Consider the following 19494-nt stretch of genomic DNA (forward strand, 5'->3'; position numbering starts at 1 on the left):
GATGTGCTCTTTCGTAGTGCTTACGACCGCTTCGGATGAGGTGCGACCAAGTGGAGGGCCCGTGCAGACCGACATCGATCCGCGCAACCTGATCGGCCGCAAGGCGTTCGACCGCAACGGCACCAAGATCGGAACCGTCGACGAGGTCTACCTCGACGACGCGACCGGCGTGCCGGAGTGGGCTGCCATACGTACCGGCCTCTTCTCCCGGGACGCCTTCGTCCCCCTGGGGCCCAGCGAACTGGTCGACGGCACCCTGCACGTCCCCTTCGACCGCGCCCTCATCAAAGACGCCCCCGACTTCGGCGTAGGCCGCCACCTCTCCCCCGAACAGGAGCTCCAGCTCTACCACCACTACGGTCTCGACGTGGCCGCACCGCCCCCGTTCCCCGACCGGGACTTCGGCAAGCTGGCGGGCACGGAGGACGCGGAGGCCTGAGCGCCCGGCACATCCTCTGTCACGGGTGGTGCGTGGGAACCCAGCGCCTCCACCAGGGGCAACGGATCAGCGGGCTCCAGCGCAGGATCCTCGACGAGAAACGTCCGTACCCGCCCCGGCTCCGCATACGGCGTCTCGAACCGCACGGTCACCCGCCCCAGCCCGCTTCCCTGCACCCATCCGTGCCCGTACTCGGCATGCCGCACATCGTGCCCGGCGACCCACCGCCGCTCGACAGCCGCCGCCTCCCGCTCCTGCACCGGCGCGTCGTCCGCCACCTCCTCCATGGCGTGATCCGCTCCTTCCCCCGCGGCCTGGGCGAACAGATCCTCCTGGGTGAAGTCGGCGAGCCCGCTCACCCCCACCCCCAGCAACCGCACGCCCCCCGTGGAGTCCACGCCCTCCAGCAACCGCAGGGCAGCTTCCCGCACGACCGCCGGGTCATCGGTGGGCCCCCGCAAGGTCTCGGACCGGGTCAACGTCGAGAAGTCGTAGCGCCGCACCTTCAGCACGATGGTCCGCCCCGACAGCCCGGCCCCCCGCAGCCTCCGCACACACCGGTCCGCCAGCCGCTGCACCTCCAGGCTCACCCGCACCCGGTCATGGATGTCCACGTCGTACGTGTCCTCGACCGACACGGACTTGGTCTCCCGCTCAGCGACCACGGGCCGCTCGTCATACGCCAGCGCCATCGCGTACAGCCCGTGCCCATGGGCCTTCCCCAGCAGTCGTACGAGCTCGTCCTCGCCCGCCTCCACGATCTCGTCGACCGTATGGATCCCGGCCCGCCTCAGGTGATCGCCGGTCGCCGGCCCCACTCCCGGCAGGATCCGCACCGACATCGGCCCGAGAAGCGCCCGCTCGGTCCCCGGCTGGATCACCACCAGCCCGTCCGGCTTGGCCTGCTCGGAGGCGATCTTCGCGAGCATCTTGGACGCGGCCAGCCCCACCGACCCCGTGAGCCCCGTGACGGCCCGTATGTCGGCCCGCAGCTTCGCCCCGGCCAGCCGCGCCGACCCCTCGTCCCAGGCCGTTCCCCCGGCCTCCAGATCCACGAACGCCTCGTCCAGGCTCAGAGGCTCCACCAACGGCGACAGCTCCCGCAGCAGCCCCATCACCTGCTCGCTGATCGCCTTGTAGAACCCGAAGCGCGGCACCAGATACGCGGCGTTCGGCGCGAGCCGTCTCGCCTGGCCCATGGGCATCGCCGAGTGCACCCCGAACACCCGGGCCTCGTAGGACGCGGTGGCCACCACACCCCGCGGCCCCAGCCCGCCCACGACGACGGCCTTCCCGCGCAGACTCGGCTTGGACGCCTGCTCCGCCGAGGCGTAGAAGGCATCCATGTCGAGATGCAGGATCGTGGGCGCTTTTCTCACATGTCCGATGCTGCCCTACGCCACTGACAATGCCCCGCCCGAGAGAGCGGGCAGGCTTCAGACCGCCCGGTTGCGCCGCCGCGCCAGCTCGTCCGCCGGGTTGTGCCCGACGAGTGTCTCCCCGGTGTCGATGCGCTCCCCGTGCAGCTGTGACAGGGCGCTCTCGACGTCCCGCCACACGACACCCACGGCGATCCCGAAGACGCCCTGACCGCCCTGGAGCAGCGCGTGGACCTCGTCGGGCGAGGTGCACTCGTAGACCGTGGCGCCGTCACTCATGAGCGTCATCCGCTCCAGGTCCTGGAACCCCCGCTCACGCAGGTGCTGGACCGTGGTGCGGATGTTCTGCAGCGACACGCCCGTGTCGAGGAACCGTTTGACGATCTTCAGGACGACGACGTCCCGGAAGCTGTAGAGCCGCTGTGTCCCCGACCCGTGGGCGGGCCGCACGCTCGGCTCGACGAGGCCGGTGCGCGCCCAGTAGTCGAGTTGCCGGTAGGTGATGCCGGCCGCCGCGCACGCCGTTGGGCCGCGATAGCCGATCTGCTCGGACGCCATGGACGTCGCCCCTCCGCTGCTCGGCACGGCCGCCGGTCGCTGCGGAGCGTGATCGGCCGCGCTGCCCTGAAAAGGGCTGCCGTGATGGGGGTCCCCCCAACTCGAACGCAGTTGAGAGCTTGGGGGAGGGTACGGACCGCTCGCCCCGAGACTCCGTCCGGGGGCACCCCCAGCCGTACCGTCGCCGCTGCTTCTCACGCCGACCTCCGTCCTTGACCTGCCCTCTCGACGGTAGGCAGTCACCAGGGGTGCGTCAACGATCGCCACACTCGGCACGCCGAGTGATAATCACCCTAGGAGTGGTTTCCCGTACCCCACCGCGGGGAAAGGCTAGCCGAATGCGCTCCTGGCGGGCCGCAGGACGCTCTCACGCGCTGGTGGCAAATGCCGGCATTTCAGTGACGACCGGACACGGCCGACCCGTCACGGACCACTGATCCGCCGGATCGGCCGCGGCCGCCTCACTGACTGCTGGTGCCGAAGTCCTCGGGAGAGATCTGGTCGAGGAACTCGCGGAACTTCTCCACTTCGTCCTCCTGCTCGTCCGGAATCGCGATGCCGGCGTCGTCGAGCACACCGTCGCTGCCGTAGATCGGCGTCCCGGTGCGCAGAGCCAGCGCTATGGCGTCGGACGGCCGCGCGCTCACCTCGACCCCGCTGGCGAACACCAGTTCCGCGTAGAAGACGCCCTCACGCAGGTCCGTGATGCGCACTTCGGTGAGCTCCTGGCCGACCGCCTCCAGCACGTCCTTGAACAGGTCGTGGGTCAGCGGTCGTGCGGGGGCCATGCCCTGCTGCGCGAAGGCGATCGCAGTCGCCTCCCCCGGCCCGATCCAGATGGGGAGGTAGCGGTCGCCTCCCACTTCACGCAGGAGCACGATCGGTTGGTTGGAGGGCATTTCGACCCGGACACCTACGACATCGAGCTCGTTCACACAGCAACCCTAGGCCGTGCCCGGGACGTTTGGGTAGTCGGGCAGGAAACGGGGGACGATCCGGCGCCCTGCCACCCTCAGGGGAGGCGTACTCCGAGCGCGGTCTGCACGAGCGTCGCGTGCAGCTTCACCGTGAGTCCCGCGAGCTCCTTGGCGCGCGCTTCCGCGTGTGCGCGGGTCTGCGGGTTGCGGTGGCGTTTCAACGGGGCCACGACCTGGTCCACCAGCCCGGCCTCACGATCGGCGGCGGCCTTCATCGCACGCAGATGCCGCGGCTCGATCCCGAACCGGCCGAGCTCGACGACAAGCGCGGCCACGGTGACCGCCTCGGCGTCGTAGGCCCCGTCCGGGAAAGGCGTGATGAGCCCGTACGACTCCCACTCCGCCAGCTCCGACTCGCCGATCTCGGCGGCGGCGAGCAGCTCGGCCCGGCCGATCCGGGCCGCTGTGGGGCCTTCAGGGACCTCCAGGACCGTTTCTCCGTGCCGTTGGCGGCCGACCGTGGGCAGCGCGACGGCCTCGCCCCGCTCCATGGCGTCGAGATGCTCTCTGATCACTTTGAGCGGCAGATAGTGGTCCCGCTGCATCCTCAGGACATGGCCGAGACGCTCTACGTCCCGGTCGCTGAACTTGCGATACCCGGAGGGAGTCCGCTGTGGCTCTATGAGACCTTCGGACTCCAGAAAACGGATCTTGGAGATCGTGACTTCGGGGAACTCGTCGCGCAGCACGTTCAACACCGTGCCGATGCTCATCAGCCCACTGTCCGTCGCGGCGGTGCCGTGTCCGGCACCGCCGCTCGGTGTTTGAAGCATGGACCTTCCCTGGGAGGGTCAGTAGCCCTGCTGGCTCGCGTAGAAGACCAGCCGGTACTTGCCGATCTGCACCTCGTCGCCGTTGTTCAGAGCGACCGAGTCGATCCGCTCACGGTTGACGTACGTGCCGTTGAGACTGCCCACGTCGGACACCGTGAACGAGCCGTCCTGACCGCGGCGGAACTCCACATGGCGGCGCGAGACCGTGACGTCGTCGAGGAAGATGTCGCTCTGCGGGTGACGGCCGGCCGTGGTCAGCTCGCCGTCCAGCAGGAAGCGGCTGCCCGAGTTGGGCCCACGACGCACGACCAGGAGCGCCGAGCCCAGCGGCAGCGCGTCGACGGCGGCCTGCGCCTCCGCGGAGAGCGCCGGCATCTGCGTCTGGCCGGTGACCTCGGAGTCGTACGCCTCGAGTCCCGAGATGGAGATCGTGGAGGTCGTCTCCGAGGGACGCTCGGGCACGGCTCCTGCCCGCAGCGGGGCACCGCAGTTGGAGCAGAAGCGGCTGTTCTCCGCGTTGCGGTTACCGCACCTCGTACACACCAGGGCCGACATAGGGGAAAACCCTCCACCCGTACTTGAGGTTGACGGCTGCCCGAAACCTATGCCGCCGGACTGGGCAGGGTCAACAGACGGCACGCCCTGACCTCCGGAAATGTCGCCATCCTGGCCGGCCACCTGGTCCCGGAACAGCGGGCGCTGGCCCTCGGCGTCGGGCTGTGCGCGGTGACGAGCGGTCGCGTTGTCGCTACCTTCTCGCGCGCTCTTGCCGAACAACTTCGCAAACAACTTCACGGGCGATTCCCCTTGACCGAAACAGACCCGCCCGTGGGGCAGGACGAACCCTGATTGAACACACCGGTCGACCCGGACATCCTCACAACGTCCGTTTCCACCAGACAGTTTCCACCACGCACCACCCATTCGGTGCGGCGACCCCCCGCAACCTCATGCCCTGGCCGAACGCCCCCCATGCGCCCCCGGTTCACCGGGGGGACGACCGAGCGTAGTCAGGCCGCTTCGCCGCTCGCAAGGCGTCCACGACGATCTTGTCCGACCGCTCGACCGTAACGGTGGCCTGCTCCTTCTCAAGAGTCTGCACCACGCCTCCAGGGATGTTGAGCGCCGGTTCGAGGTCCTGCGGATTGCCGATGACCTTGAAACGAAAAGGTGCGGTGATCTTGTTCCCGTCGACACTCACGCTCTTGCCCGAGTCCGACAGAAAGGTGTTGGCGACGACCCGGACGCCGTTCAACTGGATCGCCTCCGCGCCGGCCGCGCGCAGCTCCTGGATCGCGTCGAGCAGCATGTCCGCCTCGACCGTCCCCTTGGTGTCGTCGATCGTCATCGTGATGCCCGGCCCCTGCGCGGCCACCGTGCCCGCCAGGATGCCGAGTTGCCGCTCCTTCTCGACCGTCTGCTTGCGGGCCTCTTCGGCCTGGTCGGAGCTGTTCTCCAACTCGTCCCGCTGGTTCTCGAGGCCCTGCTTCTCGTCTTGAAGACGCTGTGTACGGTCGTCCAGTTCATCGAGGATGCGTACAAGATCCTCCTGCCGCGCCCCCCGCAGCGCGCTGTCGCTGTCGCTGTTCGAGGCCACCTGGACGGCGAGGCCGAATCCGAGGCCGAACAACAGCACCGCGACGATGAGTTGGGCACGGGTCACGCGCGGCGGCCACAGTCCGTTCACCAGCCGCTGACGGCCGGTCAGCCCTGCCTCCGACGCCGTGGTCCCCGCCTCCTCGGGAGCGGTCGCCGGGAGCTCCTCGGGCAGTTCCTTGCGCAGCCTGTTGCCGGGCGTCTCTTCCTGCTCGCTCATCGGCCTCACGCCCGGAAGACGTGTCGACGGATCGCCGCGGCGTTCGAGAAGATCCGGATGCCGAGCACGACGACGACACCGGTCGAGAGCTGGGCACCCACGCCCAGCTTGTCGCCCAGGAACACGATCAACGCGGCCACGACCACGTTCGACAGGAACGACACGACGAAGACCTTGTCGTCGAAGATGCCGTCGAGCATGGCCCGCAGGCCCCCGAAGACGGCGTCGAGCGCCGCCACCACGGCGATCGGCAGATAAGGCTCGACGACCGCCGGAACCTCAGGCCGGACCAAGAGGCCGGCCACGACTCCCACGACGAGGCCCAGTACGGCGATCACGATGTGCCCTTCTCAGTTTTTGGCTCTGCTGTACGTACGATCACACTCGGTGCGGCCGGCAGCCGGAGGTCGTCCTCCACGGAGATGGCGGTCCGGATGCCGTAGTTCTCCTGCAGGGCGTGCAGGTACAGCCCGTCGGCACTGTCCTGGAATCTGGTGCTCAGCCGCTGCCCGTCCCCCACCGCAAGCACCGTATACGGCGGAACCAGCGGCTTGTTGTCGACCAGTATCGCGTCACCCGCGGCCCTGATCGCCGACAGCGCGGTCAAGCGCTGTCCGTTGATGGAGACGGCCTCGGCGCCCGACTCCCACAGCCCGTTCACCACCCGCTGCATGTCACGGTCGCGCACCCGCCCGGTGTCGGAGAAGCCCGACGTCTCACGCGGGTTCCCGTCGCCGCCCGTGCTGGCTTCCTTGGCGTCGTTCACGACCAGTTTGACGCCCGGGCCGTGCACCTCCACTGCGCCCGACAGGATGCCCACGAGGTCGGTCCGGCCGCTGTCGCCACTCTGCTTGAGCGCCTCGCGCTGCCGCGTGCTCACGTCGTCGCGCAGCTGGTCGACACTCTCCTCGAGCTTGTCCGCCGTCTCGGTCTCACGGTCGATACGGTCGATGAGCTCCTCGCGCTCCTTGGCCACGACCGGAGCCGCCACCCGCGCCTGCGCCGCCCCCACGGTGACCACGAGAGCGGCGAGGACCAGGCCGACAGCCAGCCCCAGCTTCGCCCGCAAGGTCTTGGGCAGCCCGCCGTCACCGGCGGCCTTCTTGCGGGCCGCAGCCTCGGCGTACCCGTCGTCGAGGCTGTGGTCCATGACGTTGGTGAGCAGCGACATGGAGGCGTCCGGGCGCGTGGGGGTGCTCCGAATGGGGGGCTGCTGCGGCATGCCGCACATCGTCGCACGTCGCGGCCCCTACCTCCGAATGGCCCCATCGGCGTGCCGGACAGGCCCCCTTGGGGACACCTGTCCGGCACGCACGCGTGCGTGTCTCAGCGGCCGGCGCTGTCCACGACCGCCGCCCATTCGTCCAGCAGGGCCTGCGCGGACGCGTCATCGGGCCCCTCGGCCCACAGATGGGTGACCGCCTCCGCCGGGTCCGGCAGCACCATCACCCAACGTCCGTCGGTCTCCACGACCCGGACACCGTCGGTCGTGTCGACAAACCGATCGCCCGCCGCCTCCACGACCCTGCGCATCACCAGTCCCTTGACCGCCCACGGGGTCGCCAGATCCCGCTTGAGGACATGGGCCCGCGGAATCCGTGCGTCGATCTGGCTGAGCGTGAGCTGCGTCCGCGCCACCAGCCCGATCAGCCGTACGAAGGCCGCCGCACCGTCGAAGACACTGCTGAACTCCGGGATGATGAAGGCGCCCTTGCCGTCACCACCGAAGATCGTCTGGTCGTCGCGTCCGACCCGGGTGAGGTCGTCGGGCGAGGTGGTCGTCCACTCCACCTGTGTGCCGTGGTACGCCGCCACCTGCTCGGCGATCCGCGTGGTGGTCACCGGCAGCGCCACACGGCCGCTGCGCCGCTCCGCGGCGACGAGATCGAGCATGACGAGCAGGGCCCGGTCGTCCTCGATGATCCGCCCCTTCTCGTCCACGAGGGACAGCCGCTCACCCACGGGGTCGAACCGCACCCCGAACGCGGCCCGCGCAGACGCCACGATCTCACCCAGCCGGATCAGACCCGACCGCCGAGCGTCCGCCGTCTCCGTCGGCCTGGACTCGTCGAGCCCAGGGTTGATGGTCAGCGAGTCCACGCCGAGTTTCCCGAGCAGACTGGGCAGCACCAGGCCCGCACTGCCGTTCGACGCGTCCACGACGACCTTCAGCCCGGACTCGGAAATCCCGGTGATGTCGACGTTCCGCAACAGCGAACCGGTGTACGAATCGAAGACACTCGCCGGGAAGTGCAGGTCTCCGATCTCACCCGGGAACGCGCGCCGGTACTCCTGCCGCGCGAACACCCGGTCCAGTTTTCGCTGACTGCCCTGAGAAAGGTCCGCGCCCCGCCCGTCGAAGAACATGATGTCCACGGAGTCCGGCACCCCGGGCGTGGTCCGGATCATGATTCCGCCGGCGCTCCCCCGAGCGGTCTGCTGCCGCGCCACGGGCAGCGGTACGTTTTCCAGGTCGCGTACGTCGATGGCGCTGGCCTGCAGAGCGGAGATGACCGCCCGCTTCAGTGCCCGCGCGCCACGGGAGTGGTCACGGGCAGTGGTGACGGTCGACCCCTTCTTGAGGGTCGTCGCGTAGGCACCAGCGAGCCGCACCGCGAGCTCAGGGGTGATCTCGACGTTCAGGATGCCCGAGACTCCCCGGGCTCCGAAGAGATGCGCCTGGCCCCTGGACTCCCAGATGACCGAGGTGTTGACGAAGGCGCCGGCCTCGATGGTCTTGAACGGGTAGACCCGCACATTCCCCTGAATAATCGATTCCTCGCCGACGAGGCACTCGTCACCGATGACCGCGCCGTCCTCGATACGGGCCGCACGCATGATGTCGGTGTTCTTCCCGACGACACAGCCACGAAGGTTGCTCTGCTGCCCGACATACACGTTGTCGTGCACCACGGCCTTGTGCAGAAACGCGCCGCTCTTCACGACGACGTTCGAGCCCACGACGGTGTGCTCGCGGATCTCGGCGCCGGCCTCGACCTTCGCGTAGTCCCCGATGTACAGCGGACCACGGAGAACGGCATCGGGATGCACCTCAGCGCCCTCGGCCACCCAGACGCCCGGGGAGAGCTCGAAGCCGTCGATCTCGACGTCAACCTTGCCCTCCAGGACGTCTGCCTGTGCCTTCACATAGCTCTCGTGCGTGCCGACGTCCTCCCAGTAGCCCTCCGCGATATAGCCGTAGATCGGCTTGCCTTCCTTCATCAGCTGCGGGAAGACATCACCGGACCAGTCCACGGGAACATCGGCCTCGACGTAGTCGAAGACCTCGGGCTCCATGACATAGATGCCCGTGTTCACGGTGTCCGAGAAGACCTGCCCCCAGGTGGGCTTCTCCAGGAAGCGCTCGACCTTGCCTTCCTCGTCGACGATGGTGATGCCGAATTCGAGCGGATTGGGGACTCGGGTCAGACAGACCGTGACCAGCGCACCCTTTTCCTTGTGGAAGTTGATGAGCTCGGTGAGGTCGAAGTCGGTCAGAGCATCACCGGAGATGACGAGGAAAGCGTCGTCCTTCAACGCCTCTTCGGCGTTCTTGACGCTTCCGGCGGTACCGAGTGGCTTCTCCTCATTGGCATAGGAGAGCTCCATTCCGAGCTCTTCACCGTCACCGAAGTAGTTCTTGACCAGTGAGGCCAGGAACTGGACGGTGACGACGGTCTCGTTGAGCCCATGCCTTTTGAGCAGCCGCAGCACGTGCTCCATGATCGGCCGGTTTACCACCGGCAGGAGCGGCTTGGGCATGCTCGAGGTCATGGGACGAAGGCGTGTGCCTTCGCCTCCGGCCATCACGACGGCCTTCATGTCGGAAGCGTCCTCCTTAAGAGACGACGGTCTAGCCGACTTCACCCGTCCAGATTGTCCCGCACTTTTCTGCCGGGGGCCATCGAGCCGCCACGGCCGTGCCAATGGGCGGGGTTCAGTCGGCCTTGGCGTCCGCACGGACCAAGCGGCGGACTTGTACCACGTAGAGCACTCCTGCCCACCAGTACAGCGTTGTACCCCATCCGGCGAACGCCCATCCGAAAATAGCAGCGAGTGACGAGATCCAACCAGTTCCGTCACTGAGCAGGAGCAGCGGGAAGGCGTACATCAGGTTGAAGGTTGCAGCTTTGCCAAGGAAGTTCACCTGCGGCGGGGGATAACCGTGGCGCCTGAGGATGCCCACCATCACCAGGAGAACCAGCTCTCGCAGGAGCAGTGCAGCCGTCAACCAGATTGGCAGGATCTCGCGCCAGGTGAGACCGACCAGAGTCGAGAGAATGTAGAGCCGGTCGGCCGCGGGGTCGAGCAGCCGGCCAAGACTGCTGATCTGGTTCCACCGTCGGGCGAGCTTGCCGTCCAGGTAGTCGCTGATCCCGCTCAGAGCAAGTACCAGCAACGCCCAGGTGTCACTCTTCGGCCCTCCGAACTCGGGCCTGAGGATCAGCCACAGGAAGAGCGGCACCCCAACGAGCCTCGCCATGCTGAGGATGTTGGGGATGGTGAGGACCCGGTCCGTCTGGACGCGGGTCTCCTGGACCTCCACCCGGGGGCCTCCTGTGGGAAACGTGCCAACGATGCCCCCTGACCCTACCTCAACGCAAAAAAGCTCTGGCTCTTGGGCTGTATGCCCAAGAGCCAGAGCTCTAAAAGGAGTTCGGCGGTGTCCTACTCTCCCACAGGGTCCCCCCTGCAGTACCATCGGCGCTGTAAGGCTTAGCTTCCGGGTTCGGAATGTAACCGGGCGTTTCCCTCACGCTATGACCACCGAAACACTATGAAACACAGACCGGAAAACACACAGTCGTTGCCTCAGAACTAACACAGTGGACGCGAGCAAATATGGACAAGCCCTCGGCCTATTAGTACCGGTCACCTCCACCCATTACTGGGCTTCCAGATCCGGCCTATCAACCCAGTCGTCTACTGGGAGCCTTAACCCCTCAAAGGGGGTGGGAATACTCATCTCGAAGCAGGCTTCCCGCTTAGATGCTTTCAGCGGTTATCCCTCCCGAACGTAGCCAACCAGCCATGCCCTTGGCAGAACAACTGGCACACCAGAGGTTCGTCCGTCCCGGTCCTCTCGTACTAGGGACAGCCCTTCTCAATATTCCTGCGCGCGCAGCGGATAGGGACCGAACTGTCTCACGACGTTCTAAACCCAGCTCGCGTACCGCTTTAATGGGCGAACAGCCCAACCCTTGGGACCGACTCCAGCCCCAGGATGCGACGAGCCGACATCGAGGTGCCAAACCATCCCGTCGATATGGACTCTTGGGGAAGATCAGCCTGTTATCCCCGGGGTACCTTTTATCCGTTGAGCGACGGCGCTTCCACAAGCCACCGCCGGATCACTAGTCCCGACTTTCGTCCCTGCTCGACCCGTCGGTCTCACAGTCAAGCTCCCTTGTGCACTTACACTCAACACCTGATTGCCAACCAGGCTGAGGGAACCTTTGGGCGCCTCCGTTACTCTTTAGGAGGCAACCGCCCCAGTTAAACTACCCATCAGACACTGTCCCTGATCCGGATCACGGACCCAGGTTAGACATCCAGCACGACCAGACTGGTATTTCAACGACGACTCCCCCCGAACTGGCGTCCGGAGTTCACAGTCTCCCAGCTATCCTACACAAGCCGAACCGAACACCAATATCAAACTGTAGTAAAGGTCCCGGGGTCTTTCCGTCCTGCTGCGCGAAACGAGCATCTTTACTCGTAGTGCAATTTCACCGGGCCTATGGTTGAGACAGTCGAGAAGTCGTTACGCCATTCGTGCAGGTCGGAACTTACCCGACAAGGAATTTCGCTACCTTAGGATGGTTATAGTTACCACCGCCGTTTACTGGCGCTTAAGTTCTCAGCTTCGCCCGACCGAAGTCGGACTAACCGGTCCCCTTAACGTTCCAGCACCGGGCAGGCGTCAGTCCGTATACATCGCCTTACGGCTTCGCACGGACCTGTGTTTTTAGTAAACAGTCGCTTCTCGCTGGTCTCTGCGGCCACCCCCAGCTCGAGGAGCAAGTCCTCTCACCAGTGATGGCCCCCCTTCTCCCGAAGTTACGGGGGCATTTTGCCGAGTTCCTTAACCATAGTTCACCCGAACGCCTCGGTATTCTCTACCTGACCACCTGAGTCGGTTTAGGGTACGGGCCGCCATGAAACTCGCTAGAGGCTTTTCTCGACAGCATAGGATCATCCACTTCACCACAATCGGCTCGGCATCAGGTCTCAGCCTTGTGTGCGACGGATTTACCTACCGCACGGCCTACACCCTTACCCCGGGACAACCACCGCCCGGGCTGGACTACCTTCCTGCGTCACCCCATCACTCACCTACTACCACCTTGGTTCGGCGGCTCCACCACTTTCCATTCCCCGAAGGGTCCGGAACGGCTTCACGGCCTTAGCATCAATAGGTTCGGTGTTTGACGCTTCACAGCGGGTACCGGAATATCAACCGGTTATCCATCGACTACGCCTGTCGGCCTCGCCTTAGGTCCCGACTTACCCTGGGCAGATCAGCTTGACCCAGGAACCCTTAGTCAATCGGCGCACACGTTTCCCACGTGTGTATCGCTACTCATGCCTGCATTCTCACTCGTGAACCGTCCACCACTGCCTTCCGGCGCGGCTTCACCCGGCACACGACGCTCCCCTACCCATCACAGCCGCCGTTGGGCGTATTGCTGCAATGACACGACTTCGGCGGTACGCTTGAGCCCCGCTACATTGTCGGCGCGGAATCACTAGACCAGTGAGCTATTACGCACTCTTTCAAGGGTGGCTGCTTCTAAGCCAACCTCCTGGTTGTCTCTGCGACTCCACATCCTTTCCCACTTAGCGTACGCTTAGGGGCCTTAGTCGATGCTCTGGGCTGTTTCCCTCTCGACCATGGAGCTTATCCCCCACAGTCTCACTGCCGCGCTCTCACTTACCGGCATTCGGAGTTTGGCTAAGGTCAGTAACCCGGTAGGGCCCATCGCCTATCCAGTGCTCTACCTCCGGCAAGAAACACACGACGCTGCACCTAAATGCATTTCGGGGAGAACCAGCTATCACGGAGTTTGATTGGCCTTTCACCCCTAACCACAGGTCATCCCCCAGGTTTTCAACCCTGGTGGGTTCGGTCCTCCACGAAGTCTTACCTCCGCTTCAACCTGCCCATGGCTAGATCACTCCGCTTCGGGTCTTGAGCGTGCTACTCAAACGCCCTATTAGGACTCGCTTTCGCTACGGCTACCCCACCCGGGTTAACCTCGCAACACACCGCAAACTCGCAGGCTCATTCTTCAAAAGGCACGCAGTCACGAGGCAAGCACAAGTGCTTGCCCGACGCTCCCACGGCTTGTAGGCACACGGTTTCAGGTACTATTTCACTCCGCTCCCGCGGTACTTTTCACCATTCCCTCACGGTACTATCCGCTATCGGTCACCAGGGAATATTTAGGCTTAGCGGGTGGTCCCGCCAGATTCACACGGGATTTCTCGGGCCCCGTGCTACTTGGGTGTCTCTCAAACGAGCCGCTGATGTTTCGACTACGGGGGTCTTACCCTCTACGCCGGACCTTTCGCATGTCCTTCGCCTACATCAACGGTTTCTGACTCGTCTCACAGCCGGCAGACTGTGAAAGAGAGATCCCACAACCCCCACGACGCAACCCCTGCCGGGTCTCACACGTCGTAGGTTTGGCCTCATCCGGTTTCGCTCGCCACTACTCCCGGAATCACGGTTGTTTTCTCTTCCTGCGGGTACTGAGATGTTTCACTTCCCCGCGTTCCCTCCACATACCCTATGTGTTCAGGTATGGGTGACAGCCCATGACGACTGCCGGGTTTCCCCATTCGGAAACCCCCGGATCAAAGCCTGGTTGACGACTCCCCGGGGACTATCGTGGCCTCCCACGTCCTTCATCGGTTCCTGGTGCCAAGGCATCCACCGTGCGCCCTTAAAAACTTGGCCACAGATGCTCGCGTCCACTGTGCAGTTCTCAAACAACGACCAGCCACCCATCACCCCGGAGCTTCACTCCGAGTTCACTGGGGCCGGCATCCGAAGGACGAGCAACGCTCGCACCCTCAGACACCCAACAGCGTGCCCGGCCCACTCCCCGCTCCCCTCAACGTTCCACGCTCCGAAGAGCAGTACTAGAAGGAGAAGACGATCAAGTGTGCCGAATAATCAACGTTCCACCCATGAGCAACCACCGTCGAACGTGTGCCGACGTAATGGCCCTGGACCACCAAGCAAGCTTGGCGGCCTAGATGCTCCTTAGAAAGGAGGTGATCCAGCCGCACCTTCCGGTACGGCTACCTTGTTACGACTTCGTCCCAATCGCCAGTCCCACCTTCGACAGCTCCCTCCCACAAGGGGTTGGGCCACCGGCTTCGGGTGTTACCGACTTTCGTGACGTGACGGGCGGTGTGTACAAGGCCCGGGAACGTATTCACCGCAGCAATGCTGATCTGCGATTACTAGCAACTCCGACTTCATGGGGTCGAGTTGCAGACCCCAATCCGAACTGAGACAGGCTTTTTGAGATTCGCTCCACCTCACGGTATCGCAGCTCATTGTACCTGCCATTGTAGCACGTGTGCAGCCCAAGACATAAGGGGCATGATGACTTGACGTCGTCCCCACCTTCCTCCGAGTTGACCCCGGCGGTCTCCTGTGAGTCCCCATCACCCCGAAGGGCATGCTGGCAACACAGGACAAGGGTTGCGCTCGTTGCGGGACTTAACCCAACATCTCACGACACGAGCTGACGACAGCCATGCACCACCTGTACACCGACCACAAGGGGGGCACCATCTCTGATGCTTTCCGGCGTATGTCAAGCCTTGGTAAGGTTCTTCGCGTTGCGTCGAATTAAGCCACATGCTCCGCTGCTTGTGCGGGCCCCCGTCAATTCCTTTGAGTTTTAGCCTTGCGGCCGTACTCCCCAGGCGGGGAACTTAATGCGTTAGCTGCGGCACCGACGACGTGGAATGTCGCCAACACCTAGTTCCCACCGTTTACGGCGTGGACTACCAGGGTATCTAATCCTGTTCGCTCCCCACGCTTTCGCTCCTCAGCGTCAGTAATGGCCCAGAGATCCGCCTTCGCCACCGGTGTTCCTCCTGATATCTGCGCATTTCACCGCTACACCAGGAATTCCGATCTCCCCTACCACACTCTAGCTAGCCCGTATCGAATGCAGACCCGGGGTTAAGCCCCGGGCTTTCACACCCGACGTGACAAGCCGCCTACGAGCTCTTTACGCCCAATAATTCCGGACAACGCTTGCGCCCTACGTATTACCGCGGCTGCTGGCACGTAGTTAGCCGGCGCTTCTTCTGCAGGTACCGTCACTTTCGCTTCTTCCCTGCTGAAAGAGGTTTACAACCCGAAGGCCGTCATCCCTCACGCGGCGTCGCTGCATCAGGCTTTCGCCCATTGTGCAATATTCCCCACTGCTGCCTCCCGTAGGAGTCTGGGCCGTGTCTCAGTCCCAGTGTGGCCGGTCGCCCTCTCAGGCCGGCTACCCGTCGTCGCCTTGGTGAGCCATTACCTCACCAACAAGCTGATAGGCCGCGGGCTCATCCTTCACCGCCGGAGCTTTCAACCACCACAGATGCCTGCGGTAGTGGTATCCGGTATTAGACCCCGTTTCCAGGGCTTGTCCCAGAGTGAAGGGCAGATTGCCCACGTGTTACTCACCCGTTCGCCACTAATCCCCACCGAAGTGGTTCATCGTTCGACTTGCATGTGTTAAGCACGCCGCCAGCGTTCGTCCTGAGCCAGGATCAAACTCTCCGTGAATGTTTACCGGTAATCCGGTCGACACCACGAGAGCGGAACAGCCAGGCGGAATAAGCCCGACCGTTCACAGCGTCCTCGCTGTGTTTTACTTCAAAGGAACCTCGCCCCGGCCAAGAAGGCCGGAGACGGGGTATCAACATATCTGGCGTTGATTTTTGGCACGCTGTTGAGTTCTCAAGGAACGGACGCTTCCTTTGTACTCACCCTCTCGGGCTTTCCTCCAGGCGCTTCCCTTCGGTGTTCCCAACTCTACCAGTGTTTTTCCGGCCCTCTGACCACCGTCCTGCAAGCATGCAGAAGGTGATCCCGAGTTAGGATCTGACAAGTTGGGTGCTGCCAGGCTGGGACGCTCGGTGGCGCCGCTCGGCCTCAAGCAGGGGTACGACTGTACACGGGGCCGCGAAGAGGGTGCAAATCCGTTGGGCTGGTGGTCTAGACCACTTAGCGGTATCTTTCCTGCGGAACCCGTACTTCACATGCCATACGCTGCTGGACAGCGCCGTCCGGGACAAGCAGTGACGGTGCATATACGCAGCTCCACCCCTGGGAGGCTTCCCATGACCACCGTGACGTCCCCTCTTGCTGGACGCGCCATCGGACTGGCCGCAGTGCCCGATCCGGTCTTCTCCGGGGCCATGGTCGGCCCGGGTACGGCGATCGATCCCGTACGTGAACCGTCCGAGGCCGTCGCCCCAGTCGACGGCGTGATCGTCTCTCTCCACCCCCACGCGTTTGTCGTCGTGGACGAACAGGGGCACGGCGTGCTCGTCCATCTCGGCATCGACACCGTGCAGCTCAACGGCGAGGGTTTCGAGCTGCTGGTGAACAAGGGCGACACCGTCACGCGCGGTCAGGCGATCGTGCGCTGGGACCCGGCCGCCGTCGAGGCCGCCGGCAGGTCCGCGGTCTGCCCGGTCGTGGCTCTGGAGGCCACGGCCGAGGCCCTCTCCGAACTCCGTGAGGACGGCGACGTGAAGGCCGACGACAGTCTCTTCGTCTGGAAGTGACGTCAGTGCCGTCGTACGACGGCAAGTAGAGACGACAACCACCGCGGCGGCGGGACCCGCCGCACTATTGGAGACGGGTGAGATGGACACAACGCTGCGAGGCGTCGGCGTGAGCCACGGTGTGGCGATCGGCGAGGTTCGGCACATGGGAACGGCGGTGCTGGAGCCGCCTGCCAAGCAGATTCCGGCGGAGGACGCGGAGCGTGAACAGGGGCGCGCCCGCAAGGCCGTGGAGGCTGTGGCGGCCGACCTGATGGCGCGCGGCAATCTGGCGGGGGGTGAAGCCCAGGCGGTGCTCGAAGCGCAGGCCATGATGGCCCAGGATCCCGAACTTATGGCAGACGTGGACCGGCGCATCGCCGTCGGCAGCACGGCTGAGCGCGCCGTGTACGACGCCTTCGCCGCGTACCGCGAACTGCTGGCGGGCGCGGGTGAGTACCTGGCCGGTCGCGTCGCCGACCTCGACGACGTGCGGAATCGTATCGTCGCCCGTCTGCTCGGGGTGCCCATGCCGGGCGTCCCGGACAGCGACGAGCCGTACGTCCTGGTGGCGCGTGATCTCGCGCCTGCCGACACCGCTCTGCTGGACCCGACGCTTGTTCTGGGTTTCGTCACCGAGGAGGGCGGACCGACCAGCCACAGCGCGATTCTGGCGCGGGCACTCGGTGTGCCGGCCGTTGTGGCACTGCCGGGTGCCGGTGAGCTGGCCGAGGGCACGGTCATCGCTGTCGACGGCAGCACCGGTGACATCTTCGTGAACCCGAGCGATGAGAAGAAGGCCCAGTTGGAGGCCGCTGCCGCCGAGCGGAGGGCCGCGCTCGCCGCGTCGACGGGCCCGGGTGCCACCGCCGACGGCCACAAGGTGCCGCTGCTGGCCAACGTCGGTGGTCCGGCGGACGTGCCCGCCGCGGTCGAGGCGGGAGCCGAAGGCGTCGGTCTCTTCCGTACCGAGTTCCTCTTCCTCGACGACAGCAAGAACGCTCCGTCCGAGGAGAAGCAGGTCGAGGCGTATCGCCAGGTCCTCGAGGCGTTCCCCGAGGGGCGTGTGGTCGTCCGTGTGCTGGACGCGGGCGCGGACAAGCCGCTGGACTTTCTTACGCCGTCCGACGAGCCGAACCCGGCGCTGGGTGTGCGTGGACTGCGGACGCTGCTCGATCACCCCGACGTGCTTCGGACTCAGCTGACGGCGCTCGCGAAGGCCGCCGAGGGTCTGCCCGTCTACCTTGAGGTCATGGCCCCGATGGTGGCGGACCGCGCCGATGCCAGGGCGTTCGCCGACGCGTGCCGTGCGGCAGGGCTGCAGGCGAAGTTCGGCGCGATGGTGGAGATTCCCTCGGCCGCTCTGCGGGCGCGGTCGATCCTGCAGGAGGTCGAGTTCCTGTCGCTCGGGACCAACGATCTCGCGCAGTACACCTTCGCCGCCGACCGTCAGGTGGGTGCGGTGTCGCGGCTGCAGGATCCGTGGCAGCCCGCGCTGCTCGACCTGGTCGCGCTGTCCGCCGAGGCGGCGAAGGCCGAGGGCAAGAGCTGTGGTGTCTGTGGTGAGGCCGCGTCCGACCCGCTGCTCGCCTGTGTGCTGACCGGTCTGGGGGTCACCTCGCTTTCCATGGGTGCGGCGTCCATTCCTTATGTCCGGGCGGCGCTGGCGAAGTACACGCTGGCGCAGTGCGAGCGTGCTGCCGCCGCCGCGCGGGCCGCAGACAGTGCCGAGGACGCGCGGGACGCGGCCCAGGCGGTGCTGTCGGGCGAGTAGTCGGACCGGAAAGGCCGGCTGACGGTTCTTGGAGGGCGCTCCACCCGTGGGTGGAGCGCCCTCGTTGTGTTCAGTGACTGTGGCGCGACGTCTGTCCTTCCGGTCCGAGGTCGGGCGGCACGCAGTAGTCGACGTCCGATTCCGGGGAGATCAGGTCGCCGGAATCGATATCGGTGCAGTAGGCGTCGAAGACTTCTCCGGCGGTGAGGGGTTCGAGGCCGTCGCCGCGCAGACGCCAGCCGTAGATGCGGTCGGTGATCCCGGGCGCGCTGGTGCGCATGACGAGTCCGCCGGGGCTCTGGGTGGCGATGCCGAGTGCGAGGACCGTGGTGAATTCGAGCGCCTCGGCCTCGTCGAGTTGGACGGCCCCCTCGGTGTTCTCGTCGGAGTGGAGGACGGCGACGAGGGTTTCCGGTGTGCCGGTGACGCTGCAGACGAGGTGGTGTTCGCCCGGCCGGGCTGTGTCGAGGATCCGGACGAGGAGGTCGGAGGCGCGGGTGAAGGCCGCGCGGCCGATGTCCTCCCCGCAGGAACCGCAGGCGCCGAGGCGGGCGAGGAGGGTGGTCGCGTACTCCCAGGTGGCTTGGCGGACGGCTTCGTCCACGAGGGCGGGCACGAGGTCGGTGAGGGGCTGGCCCTCGTAGGGGAGCGTCGAACCGGTGTTGGCGAGTTCTGCGGTGAAGCGTGTTCGGCTCGACGGGATGTCCGGGTCGAGGCCCCTCTCCTCGCAGAACTCGGCGTACTCCTGGGGGTCGAAGAGGGCGACGGTGGTGTGGCTGCCCTGTGAGGCGCGGGTCCTCAGGAGGTCTTCGACCTGTTTCAGGTAGGTCGCGTGGTCGTCGAAGATGAAGCTGCGGTAGCGCCGCATGGCGCGGAAGTCGTGTTCGTCGGTGAGCAGGCCGATGGTTCCGGCGATTTCGCGGCGCAGGACGCGTCGCATTGTCTGGTGGTCGGTGTGCGCCATGTTTCCCCCTGTGCACAGTCGATCAA

14 protein-coding genes and 3 rRNA genes are annotated in these 19494 nt (G+C 65.2%); 3 read left to right on the forward strand and 14 right to left on the reverse strand.

Annotation, left to right across the window (positions count from 1 at the left end; genetic code table 11):
- Window positions 1-61 precede the first annotated feature (61 nt).
- On the forward strand, window positions 62-439 hold the full coding sequence (locus QF027_RS08735) for a PRC-barrel domain-containing protein (RefSeq protein WP_307073809.1): 378 nt from the start codon (window positions 62-64) through the stop codon (window positions 437-439).
- On the opposite strand, the gene QF027_RS08740 is transcribed toward QF027_RS08735, so the two are convergent.
- The 13 genes from QF027_RS08740 to QF027_RS08800 all read right to left on the reverse strand — a co-directional run bounded on the left by QF027_RS08740 (window position 355) and on the right by QF027_RS08800 (window position 15744).
- Window positions 355-1818, reverse strand: coding sequence for a DNA polymerase IV (locus QF027_RS08740; protein ID WP_307073812.1), 1464 nt, complete (start codon window positions 1816-1818; stop codon window positions 355-357). The two genes, QF027_RS08735 and QF027_RS08740, sit on opposite strands and share 85 nt — an antisense overlap.
- A gap of 57 nt (window positions 1819-1875) precedes the next feature.
- Window positions 1876-2574 (reverse strand): MerR family transcriptional regulator, encoded by a 699-nt coding sequence (locus QF027_RS08745; RefSeq protein WP_306984475.1) that lies wholly within the window; start codon window positions 2572-2574, stop codon window positions 1876-1878.
- A 263-nt stretch (window positions 2575-2837) separates the two neighbouring features.
- Window positions 2838-3311: a bifunctional nuclease family protein gene (locus tag QF027_RS08750; protein ID WP_004002801.1), complete on the reverse strand. Its 474-nt coding sequence runs from the start codon at window positions 3309-3311 to the stop codon at window positions 2838-2840.
- Between the two features lie 77 nt (window positions 3312-3388).
- Window positions 3389-4126, reverse strand: coding sequence for a transcriptional regulator FtsR (gene ftsR, locus QF027_RS08755; protein ID WP_307073814.1), 738 nt, complete (start codon window positions 4124-4126; stop codon window positions 3389-3391).
- A gap of 18 nt (window positions 4127-4144) precedes the next feature.
- Window positions 4145-5050, reverse strand: a complete 906-nt coding sequence (locus QF027_RS08760; RefSeq protein ID WP_307073816.1) for an FHA domain-containing protein — start codon at window positions 5048-5050, stop codon at window positions 4145-4147.
- A 61-nt stretch (window positions 5051-5111) separates the two neighbouring features.
- Entirely contained in the window at window positions 5112-5942 is an 831-nt protein-coding gene (locus QF027_RS08765) for a DUF881 domain-containing protein (RefSeq protein WP_306984454.1), read from the reverse strand.
- A gap of 5 nt (window positions 5943-5947) precedes the next feature.
- The gene (locus QF027_RS08770) at window positions 5948-6280 is read right to left on the reverse strand and encodes a small basic family protein (RefSeq protein WP_003988855.1); all 333 of its coding nucleotides are present in this window, start codon (window positions 6278-6280) and stop codon (window positions 5948-5950) included.
- Window positions 6277-7173, reverse strand: coding sequence for a DUF881 domain-containing protein (locus tag QF027_RS08775; protein WP_307073818.1), 897 nt, complete (start codon window positions 7171-7173; stop codon window positions 6277-6279). Before QF027_RS08775 ends, QF027_RS08770 begins: the two co-directional genes overlap by 4 nt.
- Window positions 7174-7268: 95 nt before the next feature.
- Entirely contained in the window at window positions 7269-9764 is a 2496-nt protein-coding gene (locus QF027_RS08780; protein WP_306984450.1) for a mannose-1-phosphate guanyltransferase, read from the reverse strand.
- Window positions 9765-9879: 115 nt separating this feature from the next.
- Complete coding sequence (locus QF027_RS08785; protein ID WP_266567473.1) at window positions 9880-10488, reverse strand: CDP-alcohol phosphatidyltransferase family protein; 609 nt, start codon at window positions 10486-10488, stop codon at window positions 9880-9882.
- Window positions 10489-10597: 109 nt separating this feature from the next.
- Window positions 10598-10714 (reverse strand): 5S ribosomal RNA (gene rrf / locus QF027_RS08790).
- Window positions 10715-10784: 70 nt separating this feature from the next.
- Window positions 10785-13905: ribosomal RNA gene (locus QF027_RS08795) — 23S ribosomal RNA — on the reverse strand.
- Window positions 13906-14218: 313 nt separating this feature from the next.
- Window positions 14219-15744, reverse strand: a 16S ribosomal RNA gene (locus QF027_RS08800).
- The 16S, 23S and 5S rRNA genes sit together here, the layout of an rRNA operon.
- Window positions 15745-16301: 557 nt before the next feature.
- Here QF027_RS08800 and QF027_RS08805 point away from each other — a divergent pair.
- Window positions 16302-16751 (forward strand): PTS sugar transporter subunit IIA, encoded by a 450-nt coding sequence (locus QF027_RS08805; protein WP_306984446.1) that lies wholly within the window; start codon window positions 16302-16304, stop codon window positions 16749-16751.
- Between the two features lie 82 nt (window positions 16752-16833).
- Entirely contained in the window at window positions 16834-18504 is a 1671-nt protein-coding gene (ptsP, locus tag QF027_RS08810) for a phosphoenolpyruvate--protein phosphotransferase (RefSeq protein ID WP_306984445.1), read from the forward strand.
- Window positions 18505-18574: 70 nt separating this feature from the next.
- On the opposite strand, the gene QF027_RS08815 is transcribed toward ptsP, so the two are convergent.
- Window positions 18575-19468 (reverse strand): hypothetical protein, encoded by an 894-nt coding sequence (locus QF027_RS08815; protein WP_307073820.1) that lies wholly within the window; start codon window positions 19466-19468, stop codon window positions 18575-18577.
- Window positions 19469-19494 lie beyond the last annotated feature (26 nt).

The sequence above is a fragment of the Streptomyces canus genome (assembly GCF_030816965.1).
Classification (GTDB): domain Bacteria; phylum Actinomycetota; class Actinomycetes; order Streptomycetales; family Streptomycetaceae; genus Streptomyces; species Streptomyces canus_E.